This window comes from Pseudomonas sp. R1-6 (assembly GCF_051132115.1).
Taxonomy (GTDB): Bacteria; Pseudomonadota; Gammaproteobacteria; order Pseudomonadales; family Pseudomonadaceae; genus Aquipseudomonas.
The window spans coordinates 3,111,838-3,130,982 of sequence record NZ_CP071662.1; the positions used below are offsets into that span (position 1 = coordinate 3,111,838).

Annotated in this window: 16 protein-coding genes and 1 pseudogene; 9 read left to right on the top strand and 8 right to left on the bottom strand. The window is 62.3% G+C overall.

Translation table 11 applies throughout. The annotated features are described in order from the left end of the window. The first annotated feature begins 88 nt into the window (after positions 1–88). Together J3P81_RS13900 and J3P81_RS13905 are read left to right on the top strand one after the other, a co-directional pair. Positions 89–1,048 carry a response regulator gene (locus tag J3P81_RS13900; RefSeq protein ID WP_434564113.1) on the top strand — a complete coding sequence of 320 codons (960 nt, stop codon included), beginning with the start codon at positions 89–91 and terminating at the stop codon, positions 1,046–1,048. 3 nt (positions 1,049–1,051) lie between these two features. Beyond that, positions 1,052–2,005 carry a diguanylate cyclase gene (locus J3P81_RS13905; protein WP_434559195.1) on the top strand — a complete coding sequence of 318 codons (954 nt, stop codon included), beginning with the start codon at positions 1,052–1,054 and terminating at the stop codon, positions 2,003–2,005. Positions 2,006–2,128: 123 nt separating this feature from the next. Here the strand turns inward: J3P81_RS13905 and J3P81_RS13910 are convergent, their stop codons facing one another. Next, positions 2,129–2,554 carry a VOC family protein gene (locus tag J3P81_RS13910; protein ID WP_420763703.1) on the bottom strand — a complete coding sequence of 142 codons (426 nt, stop codon included), beginning with the start codon at positions 2,552–2,554 and terminating at the stop codon, positions 2,129–2,131. A 116-nt stretch (positions 2,555–2,670) separates the two neighbouring features. Here J3P81_RS13910 and J3P81_RS13915 point away from each other — a divergent pair, with 116 nt between their 5' ends. After that, positions 2,671–3,552, top strand: coding sequence for a LysR substrate-binding domain-containing protein (locus J3P81_RS13915; RefSeq protein ID WP_434559197.1), 882 nt, complete (start codon positions 2,671–2,673; stop codon positions 3,550–3,552). Positions 3,553–3,609: 57 nt separating this feature from the next. On the opposite strand, the gene J3P81_RS13920 is transcribed toward J3P81_RS13915, so the two are convergent. From J3P81_RS13920 to J3P81_RS13935, 4 genes are all read right to left on the bottom strand, one after another. Further along, positions 3,610–4,458 (bottom strand): ureidoglycolate lyase, encoded by an 849-nt coding sequence (locus tag J3P81_RS13920; RefSeq protein ID WP_434559199.1) that lies wholly within the window; start codon positions 4,456–4,458, stop codon positions 3,610–3,612. A gap of 25 nt (positions 4,459–4,483) precedes the next feature. Then, complete coding sequence (locus J3P81_RS13925; RefSeq protein ID WP_434559201.1) at positions 4,484–5,224, bottom strand: SDR family oxidoreductase; 741 nt, start codon at positions 5,222–5,224, stop codon at positions 4,484–4,486. Further along, a complete protein-coding gene (locus J3P81_RS13930; RefSeq protein ID WP_434559203.1) occupies positions 5,221–6,603 on the bottom strand; it encodes an MFS transporter in 1,383 nt (460 codons plus the stop codon). The genes J3P81_RS13925 and J3P81_RS13930 overlap by 4 nt, the downstream gene beginning before the upstream one ends. Before the next feature lie 244 nt (positions 6,604–6,847). Then, complete coding sequence (locus tag J3P81_RS13935) at positions 6,848–7,786, bottom strand: LysR family transcriptional regulator (RefSeq protein WP_434559205.1); 939 nt, start codon at positions 7,784–7,786, stop codon at positions 6,848–6,850. Between the two features lie 114 nt (positions 7,787–7,900). On the opposite strand from J3P81_RS13935, the gene J3P81_RS13940 reads away from it, so the two are divergent. Then, on the top strand, positions 7,901–9,082 hold the full coding sequence (locus J3P81_RS13940; RefSeq protein WP_434559207.1) for a fumarylacetoacetate hydrolase family protein: 1,182 nt from the start codon (positions 7,901–7,903) through the stop codon (positions 9,080–9,082). Between the two features lie 46 nt (positions 9,083–9,128). Beyond that, positions 9,129–10,913 carry an IlvD/Edd family dehydratase gene (locus J3P81_RS13945; RefSeq protein WP_434559209.1) on the top strand — a complete coding sequence of 595 codons (1,785 nt, stop codon included), beginning with the start codon at positions 9,129–9,131 and terminating at the stop codon, positions 10,911–10,913. Positions 10,914–10,970: 57 nt separating this feature from the next. Here the strand turns inward: J3P81_RS13945 and J3P81_RS13950 are convergent, their stop codons facing one another. Beyond that, a complete protein-coding gene (locus J3P81_RS13950) occupies positions 10,971–12,707 on the bottom strand; it encodes an OPT family oligopeptide transporter (protein ID WP_434559211.1) in 1,737 nt (578 codons plus the stop codon). A gap of 229 nt (positions 12,708–12,936) precedes the next feature. Between J3P81_RS13950 and J3P81_RS13955 the strand changes: the two genes are divergently transcribed. The 4 genes from J3P81_RS13955 to J3P81_RS13970 all read left to right on the top strand — a co-directional run bounded on the left by J3P81_RS13955 (position 12,937) and on the right by J3P81_RS13970 (position 16,424). Then, complete coding sequence (locus tag J3P81_RS13955) at positions 12,937–13,707, top strand: substrate-binding periplasmic protein (RefSeq protein ID WP_434559213.1); 771 nt, start codon at positions 12,937–12,939, stop codon at positions 13,705–13,707. 1 nt (position 13,708) lies between these two features. Continuing rightward, a complete protein-coding gene (locus J3P81_RS13960; protein ID WP_420763693.1) occupies positions 13,709–15,052 on the top strand; it encodes a GGDEF domain-containing protein in 1,344 nt (447 codons plus the stop codon). 23 nt (positions 15,053–15,075) lie between these two features. Then, on the top strand, positions 15,076–15,810 hold the full coding sequence (locus J3P81_RS13965) for a substrate-binding periplasmic protein (protein ID WP_434559215.1): 735 nt from the start codon (positions 15,076–15,078) through the stop codon (positions 15,808–15,810). A gap of 83 nt (positions 15,811–15,893) precedes the next feature. Then, positions 15,894–16,424 (top strand): cupin domain-containing protein, encoded by a 531-nt coding sequence (locus J3P81_RS13970; protein ID WP_434559217.1) that lies wholly within the window; start codon positions 15,894–15,896, stop codon positions 16,422–16,424. Between the two features lie 23 nt (positions 16,425–16,447). Here J3P81_RS13970 and J3P81_RS13975 read toward each other — a convergent pair. Both J3P81_RS13975 and treS read right to left on the bottom strand, forming a co-directional pair. Continuing rightward, a pseudogene (locus tag J3P81_RS13975) lies at positions 16,448–16,840 on the bottom strand (hypothetical protein); the annotation flags it as partial. Positions 16,841–16,913: 73 nt separating this feature from the next. Then, positions 16,914–18,980: a maltose alpha-D-glucosyltransferase gene (treS, locus tag J3P81_RS13980; protein WP_434559219.1), complete on the bottom strand. Its 2,067-nt coding sequence runs from the start codon at positions 18,978–18,980 to the stop codon at positions 16,914–16,916. Positions 18,981–19,145 lie beyond the last annotated feature (165 nt).

The window sequence follows — 19,145 nt, forward strand, 5'->3', positions numbered from 1 at the left end:
TGAATGAGGCACGAAGGAACTCCCCCGCTATTCGTCGTTGGACACCCCAGTGCCGTTGATCCCTCTGGTTGTGTGCGATGACTCCACCATGGCGCGCAAGCAAGTGTTGCGTGCGCTGCCGCAAGACTGGCCGGTTTCAGTCACCGAGGCGGTCAATGGCCGCCAGGCCATGGATGCCATACGTCAGGGCCTCGGCCATGTGGTGCTGCTCGACCTGACCATGCCGGAAATGGATGGATACCAGGTCCTGAGCGCGTTGCGCGCCGAAGGCCTCAAGGCGCAGGTCATCGTGATTTCCGGTGACATTCAGGATGAGGCCGTGCGCCGCGTCCTTGAGCTGGGCGCGTTGGCCTTCCTGAAAAAACCGTTCGATGAAAACGAACTGCGCCAGACCCTCAACCGCGTGGGGCTGTTGAGCCAGCCCGCTCAGGCGCCGCCGCAGAACCGAGCGACACCGAACACGGCCATCAGCTTCCAGGACGCGTTCCGCGAAACGGTCAACGTTGCCATCGGCCAGGCCGCCGCCCTGATTGCCAAGGTGCTGGGGGTTTTCGTGCAACTGCCGGTGCCGAACGTCAACGTGCTCGAAGTCGGCGAATTGCACATGGCCTTGAACGACGTCGGCGGTTCCCAGCAACTCACGGCCATCTGTCAGGGGTTTATCGGCAGCGGCATTGCCGGCGAAGCCCTGCTGATCTTCCATGATTCGGAAATCGCCGATATCGCCCAGTTGATGCAGCGCGAAAGCGCCGACTATTCAGACCTGGAGATGCTGGTGGACCTTTCGAGCATCCTGATCGGTGCGTGCCTGAGCAGCATCGCCGAGCAGATCGATGTGGTGTTCTCCCAAGGTCATCCGCAGGTCCTCGGCCAGCATGCGGCCATCGAGGAATTGATCCGGGCAAACCGCGTCCATTGGAAAAAAACCCTCGCGGTGGAGATCAGCTACGGCCTCGAAGGCCAGGATATCCGCTTCGACCTGTTACTGCTGTTCACGGAGGATTCCATCGAGCGGCTGACCCACAAACTCGCCTACCTGATGAGCTGAGCCATGACTGACTCCATCGATCTGAACGAATTCCACTGGTTGCTGGCCATCGTTCAGAGCATCGACGTCGGCGTGGTGGTGCTCGACCGTGAGTACCGCGTTCAGGTCTGGAACACCTTCATGGAGAACCGCTCCGGCGTCCAACCCAAGGACGCCCAGAACCGGAATTTCTTCAGCCTGTTCCCGGAAATCGACCGCCAATGGTTCAGCCGCAAGGTGGAAAGCGTCGCGACCCTGGGCACCCCCGCCTTCACGGTCTGGGAGCAGCGCCCGTACCTGATGCGCTTCAAGAGCTACCAACCGATCACCGGCCAGGAAGAGTTCATGTACCAGAACACCACCTTGCTGCCGCTGCGCTCGCCTGACAACCGAATCAACCATATCTGCCTGGTGATCTATGACGTCACCGACGTCGCGACCAATCGCCATCAGATCCAGGCCGCCAATGCACAACTGCAATTGCTCTCCAGCACCGATCGCCTGACCGGCCTCTATAACCGCGGTCATTGGGAAGGCACCCTGAAAGCCGCCTACGCCCGCCATCAGCGCTATGGCAACGCCCTGAGCCTGGTGATGCTGGACATCGATCATTTCAAGCAGGTCAACGACACCTACGGCCACCAGGCCGGCGACAAGGTGATCGAACAGGTTGCCGCGCTATTGCACGAGCACGTACGCGAGTCCGACGTGGCCGGGCGCTACGGGGGCGAAGAGTTCGGCGTGGTGCTGTCGGACACCGACCAGGCCGGCGCACGGATTTTCGCAGAGCGCCTGCGCAAGGCTGTCGGACAATTGTTGGTGCAGTACAACGGCCAGGAGATTCGGTTCACCATCAGCCTGGGCGTGGCCGACCTGAGCACGCCGGCGAACGACCACGCCGAGCTGATCGCCCGGGCCGACCAGGCGTTGTATACATCGAAGAAGACAGGGCGCAATCGCGTGACGGTGCATGGCTAAGGACGGCACCGAACCCTGTGGGAGCGAGCCTGCTCGCGAAGGCGTCGGCACATCCAACATCGCTGCAAACTGATCCGACGCTATCGCGAGCAGGCTCGCTCCCACAAGGTCATGTGCATGCCGTTATTTGGCGAACAACTGACTCATGTCCTTGAACGCCTTGAACTCCAGCGCATTGCCGCAAGGGTCGAACAGGAACATCGTCGCCTGTTCGCCCACCTGCCCCTTGAAACGCACGTAGGGCTCGATCACAAATTGAGTGCCGAAGGATTTCAGTCGCTCGGCCAGCGCTTCCCATTCAGCCCACCCCAATACCACGCCAAAATGAGGCACCGGCACATCGTGCCCATCCACGGCGTTGCTGTGCACGCTTTCCTGGGACGCGGTCTTGGGGTGCTCGTGGATCACCAACTGGTGACCGTAGAAATTGAAATCGACCCACTGCTCGCTGGAGCGGCCCTCCTCCAACCCAAACACTTGGCCGTAAAAAGTACGGGCTGCCGCAAGGTCATAGACCGGAATTGCTAAATGGAAAGGCGAGACGCTCATCGGGACTCCAAAGATTCAATCATGGGATACGCAACCGCGCGTTTGCCCATCGTAGGCGCGGGAACCGAACAATAAAATCAATATAAATTTCTTAGAAAGACCATTAATCTTTATCAATGATCAAAGAACTCAAGACCCTCATTGCCGTCGCGCGCGAAGGCACCTTCGCCGCAGCCGGGCACAAGATCGGCCTCACCCAGGCGGCGGTCAGTGCGCAGATCCAGCGCCTGGAAGCCGAGCTGGGCTTCCAGCTATTCGACCGCAAGGGGCGCACGGCCCACCTCAACAAGCGGGGCCACCAGGTTCTCCTGCAAGCCCAGGAACTGCTTCGCCTTTACGAGAGCCTCGGCTCCGCCACCCCCGGGCTTCCCGCCAGCGTGCTGGTGAACATCGGCGCGATCGCCTCGGTCCAGCGCTCGTACCTGCCGGACGCTCTCGCCAGGTTTCACCAGCAATGCCCGCAGTGCCGCACACGCATCGTGCCGGGCCTGTCGGTGGAATTGATCAATCTGGTGGACGCCGGTGAAATCGACATGGCCGTGATGATCCGCCCGCCGTTCTCGCTGCAAAGCGATCTGCGCTGGACCACCCTGGCATTGGAGCCTTATCGGCTGATCATTCCCCGTGCAATGCCCGGCGAGGATTGGGCGGCGCTGCTGTCCAGCCAACCCTTCATCCGTTATGACCGGTCCTCGTTCGGCGGCAGGCAAGTCGATCGTTTCCTGCGGCAGATGCATTTCACCCTGCGGGAAGTGTGCGAACTGGATGAACTGGACGCGATCATCAAACTGGTGGAAAAAGGCGTCGGTGTCGCCCTGGTGCCGCAGACGTCAGCCCATCAGCCGTGGCCCAAAGGCGTGCGGGCCCTAGACCTGGGGCCACACACGTTTCATCGGGACATCGGCCTGATCCATCGGTCGCGACAGAGCCTGGCCGACCCCGTTGCGATTCTTGCCGAGCTGGTCATCGAGCAGGCAGGCACGCCCGCAAGCGCGTAAGGTGTCGCAGACCCGAATAGGATTGGCGGCACTACTTACCCTTGAACGCTTCCCGGATCAATCCGCCTGCACGGTCACCTGACGCTGCTCGCCCAATCCTGCAATCCCGAGGCGCATGGTCTGGCCCGGCCGCAGGAACACCGGGTTGGGCTTGATGCCCAGCCCGACACCCGGCGGCGTGCCGGTCGAAATGACGTCGCCCGGTTGCAGGCTCATGCACCGGCTGAGGTAGGCGATCAGTTGCGGCACGCTGAAGATCAGCGTCCGGGTGTTGCCGTTCTGATAGCGATGCCCGTCGACTTCCAACCACAGGTCCAGCGTATGCGGGTCTGGGATCTCATCCTTGGTCACCAGCCACGGCCCGAGAGGGCCGAAGGTGTCGAAGCCTTTGCCTTTGTCCCAGGTGCCGCCACGTTCGAGCTGCCATTCGCGCTCCGACACGTCGTTGATGACGCAATATCCGGCGACGTGCTCCAGGGCATTCGCTTCGTCGATGTAGCGCCCGCCTTTGCCGATGACCACGCCCAGCTCGACTTCCCAGTCGGTCTTGAGCGAGCCGCGGGGGATCTGGATATCGTCATTCGGCCCGCAAATGGCACTGGTCCATTTGTTGAAGATGATCGGCTCTTTCGGCACCTCCATGTTCGATTCGGCGGCATGGTCGGCGTAGTTCAAACCGATGCAGATGAACTTGCCGACCTGCCCGACGCACGGGCCGATCCGAGGCTGGCCGGTCACCACCGGCAAGCTGCGCGGGTCGATGGCCGCGAGTCTGGCCAGGCCTTCCGGCTCCAGGGCGTTGCCGGCGATGTCCGGCACATGGCCCGACAGGTCGCGGACCCGATGGTCGTCATCCAGCAGCCCGGGCTTTTCCGAACCTTTTTCGCCGTATCGCAACAGTTTCATGAAGTGCTCCTGTTCAAGTGAAAACTCAAAGGCTCATGCCGCCATCGATCACGTGCACCGCTCCCGTGGTGTAGGCGGACGCGTCACTGCCCAGGTACAGCGCCAGTTGCGCGATTTCCTGAGTGTTGCCAATGCGCCCCATGGGCTGACGGTCGAGAAACTGCCGGTAGACCTGTTGCACATCGACACCCTGCTGCGCGGCCTGGTCGGCAATGCGCTGGCGCAGCGATGGTGAATCCACGGTGCCGGGGCAGATCGCGTTGCAGCGGATCCCCTGGCTGACGAAGTCGATGGCGACAGATTTGGTCAGCCCCACCACCGCTGCCTTGCTGGCAGCGTAGGCGAAACGATTGGGCACGCCTTTGACACTGGACGCCACCGACGACATGTTGATGATCGACCCGCCACCCCGCGCCAGCATGCCTGGCAGGAACGCACGGATCATCCGGTACATGGCCGTGACGTTGAGGTCCATCGAACGCACCCAGGCCGCTTCGTCGCAGTCCAGGATGTTGCCGCTGTGCACGTAACCGGCGCAGTTGAAGAGCACGTCCAGGCCGCCGATCCAGTCGCGGACAGCCTCGATGGCGCTGGCCGAGGTGACATCCAGGGTGACCGCCGTCACCCCTTCGATGCCCGCCAATGCGCGCGTATCGATGTCACTGGCAAACACCTCGGCCCCGGCCTGGGCGAAGGCCACCGCGCTGGCGAGGCCGATACCCTGCCCGGCCGCCGACACCAGCACCCGTTTGTTCTGCAGGCTCATGCGGTCTCCAGTTGCGTTGCCGGGACCGCGCGTTTTGGTGCCCTGGCGAGCATCGAGGCCGGAATGGCCAGGATCAGCCCGCCACTGACCAACAGGCACAGGGCCAGGACATAGGTACCATTGTTGATATTGCCGGTAAGCGTCTCGGCCACGGCGGTGATCATCGATCCGGTGAAGCCCGACAGGTTGCCGATGGCGTTGATCATGCCGATCCCGGCAGCGGCAGCGACGCCCGACAACACGGTGCCCGGCAGGGTCCAGAAGATCGGCATCAGGCTGAGGATCCCCGAAGCGGAGACGCTGAGGAACAGCACCGACAGCACCAGGTTATCGGCGAAGAACGCACTGAGGATCAGCCCGGCGCCACCGATGAAGGCTGGAATCGCCGCGTGAAGGCGCCGCTCACCGGTGCGGTTGGAGTGCCGGGCGTTGAGCAGCATCGCCACGACGGCCACCGAATAAGGGATGGCGGTGAGCAAACCGATGTGCAGGCTGTTGGTGATGCCGGTGCTCTTGATGATCGAAGGCATCCAGAACGCCAGGCCATAGAAGCCGGTGTTGAAGGTCAGCAAAATCAACACCAGCAACCACACCCGAGGGTTGAAAAACACCTCGCTCAAGCGCGACGCCTTGCCCTGGTTGTCGGTTTGCAGGTTGGCCTTGAGCATGGCTTTTTCTGCTGCCGACAGCCACTTGGCCTTGTCGATGTTGTCGGCCAGGCAGACGATTACCACGAAAGCCATGATGATCGAAGGAATGCCCTCGATGATCAGCATCCATTGCCAGCCGGACAGGCCCTGCACGCCCTGCATGCTATTCATCAGCCAGCCGGACAAGATCCCGCCGAGGGTCAGGCTGACCGGCAAGGCCAACAGGAACCCGGACATCACCCGGCTCTGCCGGTGGGTCGGAAACCAGTAATTGAGGTAAAGGATCACGCCCGGGAAAAAGCCCGCTTCACAGATACCCAGCAGGAAACGCAGCACATAGAACATAGTGCTGGATTCGATATGGAAGAACGCCGCCAGCGGCACAGTGTAGGCCACCGCCATGGAGATCACCGCCCAGCTGAGCATGATCCGGGCGATCCAGAACCGCGCGCCAAAGCGATGCAGCAATAGGTTGCTGGGGACTTCGAACAGAAAATAGCCCCAGAAAAACATACTGGCGCCCAAGGCATAGACCGTGTTGCTGAATTGCAGCTCGTTGAGCATGTCGAGCTTGGCGAAACCGATGTTCACCCGGTCGAGATAGGCCGCCATGTAGCACAACAGCAGGACAGGCAGGATTCGCCAGATGACCTTGCGGTAGGTCCGGTCCTCGAAATCGAGTCCGCCGGCGGAAGCCTGGGCGGGCGAATGCTCGGAGATGGTTTGCATGAGGTAACCCCTGATTGTTTTTATTGGGTCACGTCGAATGAGCGAGTCATCCGGCGATTGAACGAGGACTCTACTGTCGGGAAGCGATTCTTTCCCAATGGCATTTTTGGATTAGTTGATAACCCAGTGTTATCAGAAATCGTAGGGGGCTACTGCGTAGCCCAGCGGGAGCAAGCTCCCTCGCCACGGGTTCAGCGCAAGCAGGCTGTGTGGGAGCGAGCTTGCTCGCGATGGGGCGGCACGTTCAACCACTCAAGCGGGCGTTGTCCTTGAGGATCTCGGCGAACTCCAGGGCCGCGCCCACCAGCGGCTCGTCCTTGCGGGTGAGGATGCCGTAGTCCTGGGGCACCAGGTGCAGCGGTGTGTCGAGGGTCTTGAGCTGGCCGCTTTCGAGCAGCGGGTCGACCATGGCGTTGGGCAGCATTCCGATCATGGGGCCACGTTGCAGGACCTGGAGGAAAGTCTGCATCGAAATCGTGTCGATGGTGTTGCGCGGCATCCCCACACCAGCTTCGGCGAAGGCCAGCTCCATGCGGGCGCGAATCGGCGTGCCGACCGGATAGAGAATCCACGGCAGGTCCACCAGTTGCTGCAAGGATGTCGGCCCAGCGTTGGCCAGCGGATGGCGATCGTTGACCACGATGCAGAACGGTTCGGGGGCAAGGGGCTGGAAGTCGTAGCGCTGCTGCTGGCTTTGATCGGTGAAACGCGCCACGGCCAGGTCGAGCTTCTTTTCTTCGAGCATCTTCATCAGATGATTACTGGTTTGCTCCACCACTTCGATGGACAGCAAGGGCCAGCGCTGCTTGATCTGCAGGATCGCCTCGGGCAACGCCACCGCCGTCGCGGCAAAAATACCGCCGACCTTCAAGTAACCGTGGCCACCTTCTCGCAGGCTGCTGATCTGTTCGACGAACGAACGGGCGTCATTCAGGGCTATTTGCGCGTAGCGCAGCACGTGCTCGCCCAGAGCGGTGGGCGGCATGCTGCGCGGTCGACGCTCGAACAGGGCGAAGCCGAGCAGGCTCTCGATTTCCTTGAGCATTTTGCTCACGGCCGGCTGGCTGAGGTTCATCTGCTCGGCCGCCAAATGCATGTTGCAGGTGCGTCCCAGCGTGTCGATCAGCAGCAGATGACGAAATTTGAGCCAGCCGCAAAAGCTGGAAAAGGACAGATCGGACATGGGCATTCCTCGGCAGCGCAATAACCACGCGTTATCGGATACTGAATATATCTCATTGGAGTTCATCGACAACGGGCCCTAGCGTGAAGGCTTTACGAACCAGGAAGCCTGTCCATGTCGCTATTGCTTACTCCCGAGAACACTCTGCCGGTCGATGGCGTGGCCGGCACGTTGATTGGTCGCGCCTGGGTCCCGGGGCGGATCGCCGGGCCTTCGCCCATCGTGCTGCGCAGTGACGGGGTGTTCGACCTCTCGGATCGATTCGCGACCCTTAGCGACCTACTGGAAACACCCTCGCCCCTGGCGACGGTAAGAGAGACGCCTGGCACCTTCATCGCCACCCTCGAAGCACTCTTGGCCAACACCGGCCCCCATGCCGACCCGGCCAAGCCGTTCCTGTTACCGCCGCTGGACTTACAAGTGATCAAGGCGGCCGGCGTGACGTTCGCGGCGAGCATGATCGAGCGGGTCATCGAGGAACAGGCCGGCGGCGACGCGGCCCGCGCCGAAGCCGTGCGCGCCACGGTCCACGGCGTGATCGGCGACAACCTGCGCTCGATCGTGCCAGGCTCCGAGCAAGCGATGCGCCTCAAGGCGTACCTCATCGAGCAAGGTATGTGGTCGCAGTATTTGGAAGTGGGCATCGGCCCGGACGCGGAAATTTTCACCAAGGCGCCGGTGCTGGCCGCCGTGGGCAGTGGCAGCCAGATCGGCATTCATCCCGCCTCACAATGGAACAACCCGGAACCGGAAGTGGTGCTGGCGGTGAACAGCCGTGGCCAGATCCACGGCGCCACCCTGGGCAACGACGTCAACCTACGGGACATCGAGGGCCGCAGCGCGCTGTTGCTGAGCAAGGCCAAGGACAACAACGCCTCGTGCGCCATCGGGCCGTTCATTCGCCTGTTCGACGAGCAGTTCAGCCTGGACGATGTGCGTGCCTGCGAAGTCGATCTGCACGTACAAGGCGAAGACGGTTACCGGCTGCACGGTTGCAGTTCCATGAGCCAGATCAGCCGCGACCCGCAGGACCTGGCAGGCCAGACACTCAACGCCAACCATCAATACCCCGATGGCTTCCTGCTGTTTCTCGGTACGCTGTTCGCCCCCACCGAGGACCGTGATCATGCCGGCAGCGGTTTCACCCACAAACTCGGCGACCGCGTCAGTATCAGCAGCCCGCTACTGGGCAGCCTGCATAATCAGGTGACCCATAGCTGCGACGCGGCACCGTGGACCTTCGGCGTCGGCGCCCTGTTGCGTAACCTCGCCGCGCGGGGGCTGCTCGACCGCTGAGCCCGACTGATCGTCGATTCACCCAATTACAAGAGAGAAATGAATCATGAGTGACACGCCAAAACGCCGCCTGCGCAGCGAGCAATGGTTCAACGACCCGGCCCACGCGGACATGACCGCGCTGTATGTCGAACGCTACATGAACTACGGCATGACCCGCGAAGAGCTGCAATCGGGCCGCCCCATCATCGGCATCGCCCAGACCGGCAGCGACCTGACGCCCTGCAACCGCCATCACCTGGAGCTGGCGCAACGGGTCAAGGCCGGTATCCGCGACGCCGGCGGCATTCCGATGGAATTCCCGGTGCACCCCATCGCCGAACAGTCGCGTCGCCCCACGGCGGCCCTGGACCGAAACCTGGCGTATCTGGGCCTGGTGGAAATCCTCCACGGCTATCCCCTGGACGGCGTTGTGCTCACCACCGGTTGCGACAAGACCACCCCCGCCTGCCTGATGGCGGCAGCCACCACCGACCTGCCGTCCATCGTGCTGTCCGGCGGGCCGATGCTCGACGGTCGTCACAAGGGCGAGCTGATCGGCTCCGGCACAGTGCTGTGGCACGCTCGCAATTTGATGGCCGCTGGCGAGATCAACTACGAAGGTTTCATGGAAATGACCACGGCGGCCTCGCCCTCCGTGGGCCACTGCAACACCATGGGCACCGCCCTGTCGATGAACGCGCTGGCCGAAGCCCTGGGCATGTCGTTACCCGGTTGCGCAAGCATTCCGGCGCCGTACCGCGAGCGCGGGCAGATGGCCTACGCCACTGGCAAGCGCATCTGCGAACTGGTGCGCCAGGACGTGCGCCCTTCCCAGATCATGACGCGTGAAGCCTTCGAAAACGCCATCGCCGTCGCCTCGGCACTCGGCGCATCGAGCAACTGCCCGCCGCACCTGATCGCCATCGCCCGGCACATGGGCGTCGAGTTGAGCCTGGACGACTGGCAAAAAATCGGCGAGGACGTGCCGCTGTTGGTCAACTGCATGCCCGCTGGCAAATACCTGGGCGAAGGCTTCCACCGCGCGGGCGGCGTGCCGGCCGTCATGCACGAATTGCAAAAGGCCGGCCGCCTGCATGAGAACTGCGCCACGGTCAGCGGCAAGACCATCGGCGAGATCGTCAGCGGCAGCCTGACCTGCGACGCCGACGTCATCCACCCCTTCGACACCCCACTCAAGCACCGCGCCGGTTTCATCGTACTCAGCGGAAACTTTTTCGACAGCGCGATCATGAAGATGTCGGTGGTGGGCGAAGCGTTCCGCAAAACCTACCTCTCCGAACCCGGAGCCGAAAACAGCTTCGAAGCGCGGGCCATCGTATTTGAGGGGCCGGAGGACTACCACGCACGCATCGACGACCCGGCGCTGGACATCGACGAGCGCTGCATCCTGGTGATTCGCGGTGCCGGCACCGTGGGCTATCCCGGCAGCGCCGAAGTGGTGAACATGGCCCCGCCCGCCGCGCTGATCAAGCGCGGCATTGACTCCCTGCCGTGCCTGGGCGATGGTCGCCAGAGCGGCACCTCGGCGAGCCCGTCGATCCTCAACATGTCCCCGGAAGCGGCCGTTGGCGGCGGCCTGGCGCTGCTACAGACCAATGACCGGCTGAAAGTCGACCTGAACACCCGCACCGTGAACCTGCTGGTGGACGACGCCGAGATGGAGCGGCGCCGCCGCGCCTGGACGCCAAACTTCCCGCCGTCGCAAACGCCTTGGCAGGAACTGTACCGGCAACTGGTCGGCCAGCTTTCCACGGGCGGTTGCCTGGAGCCGGCCACGTTGCACCTGAGGGTGATCGCCCGCAGTGGTGAGCCGCGACATTCACACTGACTCGGCGCCACCCACCGCTTCCCGTGGCGAGCGAGCTTGCTTCCTCGCCACGGGGGCTCACAGATTACCGAGCATCTCCCACAACGAAGCCCCCACCCCGGTAATGCTCTCCCCGGCAATCAACCCCGCCGCCGCCGTGATGGCGAAGCGTTCGGTGAGGCTCGGCCAGCGGCAGCTCACCAGCCAGGTCAGCACGGCGCCAAGGGCCATCATCAGCGACACCGAGGCCGGCAGGACAAACGCCAGGCCCAGGGCAGCCGTGCTGGGCAGGTAGCGGGCGCGATGGGCCGGCAGCAGGCTGTCGAGGATGCCCAGCAGCAAACCGACGGCGCCGCCGATGAAGATCGCCCAGCGGATGCTCACCGACAACGAGTCCAGGCCATGGGTCAGGGTTTGCGCCACGGCCTTCCAGGTGGCGACGGCCGGGGCCGGCCATTCTTCGGTGAGCAGCATGGTTTGCGGGTCGGGGATCAACGCCAGGTAAGCGAGCACGCCGACGATGCTGCCGATGAAAATCCCCAGCGTCTGGGCCAGCAGTTGCTTGCGCGGCGTCGCGCCGATCGCCCGGCCGACCTTGAAATCATTCATCAGGTCCGTGCATTGCCCCGCCGAACCGCCGGCGGTGTTGGCGCTCATCAAGTTGATCGGCACCTGCCCCGGTGCAACGATGCCGAAGCTCAGCTGGGACAGTTGCCCAATGGCGCCAATGGGAGGAATTCCGGTGGCGCCGACCACCCGGGCTGCCACCGCCGCCAGGCAAATGGCCAAGGGAATGGTCAGCAGCGCCATCCAGGGATTGATGCCGAACAACATGGCTTGCAGGCTGACCACCAAGACGATTGCCAGCAAAAACCCAACGGCGGGCCCGGCCTTGGGCACCGCCCAGGACGCCGCGCCACTGGCCTTGGTTGAGCGGTGCAGCGACCACAAGCGGATCGCCAGGGAAGCCAGGGTCGCGCAAACCATCAGGCTCACGCCCGGCCACAGCAGCCATTCCACTAGCACGGCGAATTGCGGGCCGCTGCTGCCGGGCGGTAAGTGCACGAGGCCATTTTCCAACAGCCACGACGCCAACCCACCCCACGCCAACAGCGCGCCGAGCAACAGGGTCAGGCCGACACGGATGCCGATGATGCCGCCAAACCCCACCAGCAATAGCGACGGATCCGCGGTAAATGTCAGCCGCTCCAGTTGGGCGCTCGGCGACCAGCGCGGGATGGCCCAGACGAAGGTATCGACCCACTTGGCGAACCCGGACAGCACGGCTGCGCCGAGCAGCACCTTGAGGCGCGTCGCGGCTTCGTGGCCGTGATTGTAGATATGCAACAAGGTCTCCAGGGTCGCCATGCCCTCGGGAAACCTCAGCGCCTTGTCGTTGAGCAACGAGGGCCGCAGGTACCAGGCAATCCAGATACCCAGGAAACTCACCGAAAATACCCACGCGACCATGGGCAACGCGTCGAGTTGCTGGCCGGTCAGCAAGGTGTACGCCGGGATCGGCGCCACCAGCCCGCCGGAAATGATCGATGCCGCGGCCGACGCCACGGTCTGGTTGATGTTGCTCTCGTGGAGCGTCCAGGGCAGCCGGCCGGACGATCGCTTGGCCAGGCCCTGCCAGATGCCGTAGCCAACCAGCAAGGCGATGATCGACATGTTGAACGACCAGCCGATCTTCAATCCCGCATAGACATTGGAGGGCGTCAGCAAAATACCCAGCACGATCCCGGTGATTACCGCGCGTGGGCTGAACTCGCGCTCTACGGGGCGCACGTGGGAGGTCGAGGTTGGATCCATGCGAATTCCTTATCGGCAGAAAACAGCGCGTTCACCCGGGGCGACGACCTAACAAGTGAGCGTTGTATTGACGGAAGGTTCACCGGCGCGTCCTGGCGTCCGCGTGATAGAGCGGTCGCCCGGAAGATGCGTAGCTGCGCTCAAGCAACACCCTCACCCAGCCGATAACCTGGATGACGAAGGCCCTCAGGCCTCGCCAGGCTCTGCTGGCTGCATAGGGTGATGATCAATGGCTTCGCTGGTTAACCGCTTACTGATGTGTGGCGCCCTGATGCTCCTGGTTGCAGGTGGATCGGCGTTGGCCATCGCGGCTGAGCCGCCACTGCGCATCGTCACCGAGGAGTTGCCGCCCTACAACATGACGCAGGACGGCCGGGTGACCGGCATGAGCACCGAAGTGGTCGAGGCTGTGCTCAAGGAGATCGGCGTCGAAGCATCGATCCAGCCCATGCCTTGGGCGCGGGCCTATGAACTGGCGCTCAATGAAAGCAATGTGTTGATCTATTCCATCGTGCGCACCCCGGCACGCGAATCGCTGTTCCAGTGGATCGGCGCCATCGCCCCGACCCAGTGGTATATCTATTCACTGGCCGAGCGGCCGGTGAAACTCGACTCCCTGGCCGATGCCCATGGGCACCAGATCGCTACCGTCAATCAGGATGTGGGCGAGCAGTTTCTCGTCTCGAAGGGCTTCCGCATCGGCGAAGAACTTCAGTCCAGCACCAAATATGAACACAATTACCGCAAGCTCAAGGTCGACCACGTGGAGCTGTGGATTTCCAACGAGCTCAATGCGCTGTACCTGACCCGTCAGAACGGCGAAGACCCGGACAAAGTATTGATCAAGTCGCTGGCGCTGCCCGAACTGAGCAGTGTCGACGGCCTGAGTATGGCGTTCAGCCGCAACACGCCGCCGCAGACCGTCGAAAAATTCCGCGCAGGCCTGCAAGCCATACGTCGCAACGGCGTCTACGATGCCATCGCGCGCAAGTGGTTATGAGATGGACAGCCATCTCACACCCCCACCCTCTCAACGGGCACAGGCCAAGACCCTCAGCTCCCTGGGTCGGCGCCTGGTCCTGGCGACCCTGCTGTTCTGCCTGTTTTTCACAGTGGCGATGGTCACCTGGCGCACCTGGCTAGCCTGGGAAAGCAACCTGACGGACATGAATGCCGAGCTGGGGCTGATCGACCAGGTTTTCCGCGACACCTTGGCTCATGCGATCTGGGAGATGGACCGCGACTCCCTGGACAAACAGCTTGCCAGCGTCGCCAAGGCCGCGCCGGTCGGACGCGTGGCGCTGAATGTCCTGCGGCCCGGCCGGTCGCCGGAAATCATCGAGCTCAATCGCTACACCACCGGTAACGAAGGGGTAGCACCGGTATTGCACCGCGAGCTCATCGCGCAGCCTTATCTCGGCGCCCACGAAAAAGTCGGCGAGCTCATCATCGAAGGCGATAACCAACTGCTGTGGCAGCGCCTGTGGGGCGAAGCGCGCAGCATCGTCATCACCCAGATCATCCAATCCATGCTGCTGGCGGGCCTGGTCATGACCATGTTCAACCGCCTGGTGACGATCCACGTGGTGCATATCGCCCGGCACCTGGGCGAGCTCGAGCCACAAACACTCAAGCACCACCTCAAGTTGCAGCGTTCGGTGGATCGCCAGGACGAGTTGAGCTTGCTCGAATCCCAGGTCAATGAACTCCAGGACAATCTCCACGCCCACCTGGAGCGCCAGCGTTCGGACGAGCTGGCGATCGCCGCCAGCCGCGATCAACTGGTCGAGCTGGTCGAGGCGCGCACCGCGGAGCTCAAGGCCGCCAACCAGGCCCTCGAAGCCTTGTCCCGTCACGACGCCTTGACGGGCCTGGCCAACCGTCGCCATTTCGACGAGCTGAAGGAAGTCGAGTTTCGCCGCGCCATGCGCCACAAGACGCCGCTTGCGGTGCTGATGTGCGACGTCGATTTCTTCAAGATCTACAACGATACCTATGGCCATATGAACGGCGACCAATGCCTGCAACAGATCGCTGAAACCCTGCGCGAGGTCTTCGGCCGCTCTGGCGAGCTGACCGCACGGGTCGGTGGCGAGGAATTTGTCGTCCTGCTGCCCAATATCGACGCAGGGCAGGCCTGGGAGGCGGCCCAACGCTTGCGTGGCGCCCTGGCCGAACGCCAACTGCCCCACAGCGGCTCATCGATCTCCCCATTCGTCACCCTGAGCATCGGCGTCGCCGAGCTGGACCCCGAGGCCATGGATCATTTCGACCAATTGATGCAACGCGCCGACCAGGCGCTGTACCGGGCCAAGCACCAGGGCCGCAACCGCGTGTCCCTCTAATCATCGCCAAAACCGAGGTCTGTATGCGCCACTCATTGATGCTCTGTTCATGGGTATTCCTGGCCTTGAACAGCCTTCAAAGCCAGGCCGAAACCATCGAGGTCGTGACCGAGGACTCGTTGTATGCCTATCTGCGCGACGAGAAATTGGTCGGCCCCGGTATCCATATCGCCGCCGATACCTTGAAGCAGGCCGACCTCGACGATTTCCACATGGCCCTCTACCCCTGGGCGCGGGCCTATGAAATGGCGCTGCGCGAGCCCAACGTGCTGATCTTTCCGCTGGATCGCACCCCGGCCCGTGAACAGCTGTTCAAGTGGGTCGGTGAAATCCATCGCTCCACCAGCCGGCTCTACAAGCTGCGCGACACGGCCCCCATCGCCATTGGCACCCTGGAAGAGGCCAAGCAGTACAGCATCGGCGTGGTACGAAATGACGCCAAGCAGGTTTATCTGCAAGGTCGTGGCTTCAGCCGACTGGTCGTTTCAGCGAATAACCACGATAACTTCCAGAAACTGTTGAACCGTCAGGTCCAGCTCGTGCCGATGCCGGAGAACACCGCGCGCCTGATGAGCCAAGATGCCCGGATTGACTTCAACCTGCTGGAGGAGGTCTACGCGCTGGATGAGCAGCCCCATCGGGTTTACCTGGCGTTCAGCCTGAGCACACCCGACGAGACGGTCGCCAAGGCACAACGCGCTTTCGAACAGCTCAAGGCTTCGGGTGAAGTGGAGCGGATCATGAAGGAAAAGCGCTGACGGGCGGCACCGGTCAGCGACGTTGAACTCTCCCCTCGAACGCATCGTCTAGGCCATAAAGGCACAGATGTGGAGCTTCTTCGATGAGCACGCTCAACGCACTCCCGGATTCAATCCAGACCTTGTTGCTGGAACGCAACGATTGGGTACCCAACAACCCACGCCTGCCGGTGATCATTTACCGTGATGCGGTCGCGACCCATACCGACGATCTGGCCGCCCGCCTGGAGCAGACTTTACGCGCCAACGGCTGGCCACCGCAATGGCGTTACGGGATCTACGACTTTCACCACTATCACACTGAAGGCCACGAAGTGCTCGGTGTTGCCAGCGGCAAGGCTCGCTTGATGATCGGTGGCCCCAACGGCCAAGTCATCGACGTCAAGGCCGGTGATGCGCTGCTTCTCCCCGCCGGCACCGGGCATTGCAACCTGGACTCCAGCGAGGACTTCCTGGTGGTCGGCGCGTATCCACCCGGCCAGCAGGCCGACATCTGCCGCGAAGCGCCGAGCGAGGCGCAACTGGCAAACATCGAAGGGTTGCCGTTTCCGGATCGGGATCCGGTGCAGGGTGCCAACGGCGGCGTCAGCCGGTTTTGGACGGACCAACGCTGACATCTGGCCGAACATGTGAGCGGTCAGCGGCCGTATACCTGGCGCAACTGCTCCTGAGTCAACGCGTCCTCGAACGGCACCGGCACTGATTTCACCGCGCCGTAGAGGTTGCGGTAGCGCCAGTAATTCCCATTGTTGGCCAACTGATAACCGCGCTCGACTACACGCTGCCCATCAAGCACATAGCGCAGGGTTTCCTGGGCCGCTTCCGGCGGCGCCGGCAACATCAGGTCGGCAGCCAGCACACGCATCGACTCATCGATACATTCGTCGAGCGCCGTCGTCACTTGCGCCAGGTCCAGCGAGCCGTCGTCGACACAACGCTTGCCGCAACGCCGGATCGGCTGGCTGGAGACTTCAATGCGCATGCGATACAACGCCGAACCGGCGATGTCCTGGACTTGCACCTGATTGATGCGGCAATAACAATAGTGGCATATTGATATTTATCTTTTCAATCTTCCTCACGGATCAAAGACTTCGACTCCCTCAGATCATCGGCGAACTGCTCACCACTCGCAGCGCCAGCCCCTCGAACGCGTCCAAGGTGATGGTGAACTCGCCTTCCGACGTGAGATCCCCTTCGACTCGCTCATTGATGATGTCCACCACCGGTCCCGGCGCGATATCTGGCAGATGGAGGGTTTCAGTGATGGGCGTCGAGCCGAAATTCAGCGCGGTGATCTGCGTGCCTTTGCCGGCCGGCAGTTCATGGACCATGATCAGCAACCCTGGATGCTCAACGTCCGGAATCAATATCTGGCGACTCGCGGCGATGTCGTAGGCCCGGCGCGCGGCCAGGATTCTGCGCAGTTGGGAGGCGAACGAATCCGGATCCTTCAATTGGCTCGGCAGGCTGCCATACAACGTCCTGGCGCGGGGCATTTGCCCGGCAGACATCGGCGCTTGCGGGTTGAGGTCTACAAGGTCGTAGGCGCCGCGATGGATCCAGCGCGTGTCGCCGTCGCGCATCAAATGCTCGACCTGCTCCGCCGGCAACGGCAATGCCCCCACCAGATCCCAGCCTGACAAGGCGAACACGCCCGGCTGCATGGCGTTGAACATCACCAGTAGTAGATGCACCTGGCGAATCTGCTGGATATCGGCGGCGGTGATGGCATCGAGGTCGCGGATGCCCAGCGCGGCGGTGATGATGCTGGCCGTGGTGCAGGACACGCCGTTGGTCACGAACCTCAAGTTGTAAGGCGCATGTTCACCGGACAGGCGCTCATACATCTGCTCGCGGATGTGCTCGCGCAAGATGTTGCCGGGAAACGTCTGGCCTTGGTAGAGGTAGGTGTCATGGGCGTGTAGCGTCCAGAAGTGCACCAGCTCAAGGGTCAATTCGTCGTGGTTTTGCAGCGCGTGGATCAGCGACCCCGGATCGATGCCAAAGGCGTGCATCTGGCGCAGCATCAAGCGTAGGAATTCGGTATCGCCCATCAGCAAGGCATGCTGGTAGGCCGGTCGCGTGATGAAGTCATAGGACAGGTCCGCCCCGCCGTGGGACATGGCGGCGATGTCATCCAACGTCAGGTTCAATTCCTGGAAACTGAAACCCCCTGCCTTGCGAATCGCACCGCCGAGCAGCTGGTTACCGGTGATCGACAGCGGGTGGCTCTCGGACCATGCAGTGCCATCGAGCTTGCGCTCGACGCCCAGGAAACCGTTGGCGTCCAGGCGCAGGATCTTCGCCCCCATGCAATCGATGGCGTGCAGCGCATCGCCAATGATCATCTGTTGCGCGGCAAAGCTTGGATCAAGCCAGTTCAGCGACGGCTGCCCTTCCTTGAAGTAATGCAGGTAGACCCAACGCCGCGGCTTACCGTCCACACCCATGACGACGGGGGTTGCGCTCCAGTCGGTTTCCTTGACGCCGGGTTCGAAGAAGATCACCCGCTGCAACTGGCCGACGATGTAGTGCTTGTCGCGCAGGGCGTCCACCTGCTGCGCGGTGAGGTTCTGCGCGTCGCGCCCCTCCTCGACTTCAGGCAACAGCGGCCAGTCTTCCTCGCGGATCTCCACCATGTGGTAGAGGCCTGGATAGTCGTCGTAGGCCAGCTCCGCCAGGCGGAAATCCGCGCCCTTGCCGGTGTGGGACGGGATGACGTCGTCGATGACCACGGCATTGTGGGCAGCGGCCATGCGTGTCAATGCCTGCAACTGGGCCTCGGTGCCCAGTTCCGGGTCGATGTCGAAGCTGATGCGGTCGAAGTTGCCGTCGATCGTCGGCGTAAATTCAGTGCCGTGCAGGCCTCCGGACCTTTTCAAGGGGCCGTTGTGGATGCCCTGGATGCCGATCTTCGACAGCGCATGCCACAAGGTTTCATCCCCCAGCGCTTCGAGCACCGTGCCATCTTCCCGGGTGACGATGGAGGCCGGGTACGCGGTGAACCAAACGGAGGATAGCGCGCAGGCGTCACGGGGCCGGGTGTGTGCGAAGGGCTGTTGCCACAGGCGCCCTTGTCCCGAGTAAAGCTTGGCCCGTTGCCTCGCCGCCTTGAGCATCGATTGCTCCACCAGCCAGTCGACATGGTTTTTCTCAGCCATCGTCATGAAAACAATCACCCGTCATAAGGAAAATCGGCCCGGCGCCTGGTATCCAGGGCGCCGCTTATGACTCATATGAGGCCATGGCCTGGCAATCGTTGCATTGGGACGGTTCGCGAGATGGCAAACCCGCCAAAACCGTGGAGAGGGAGCAACTTCCCTTGCCACATA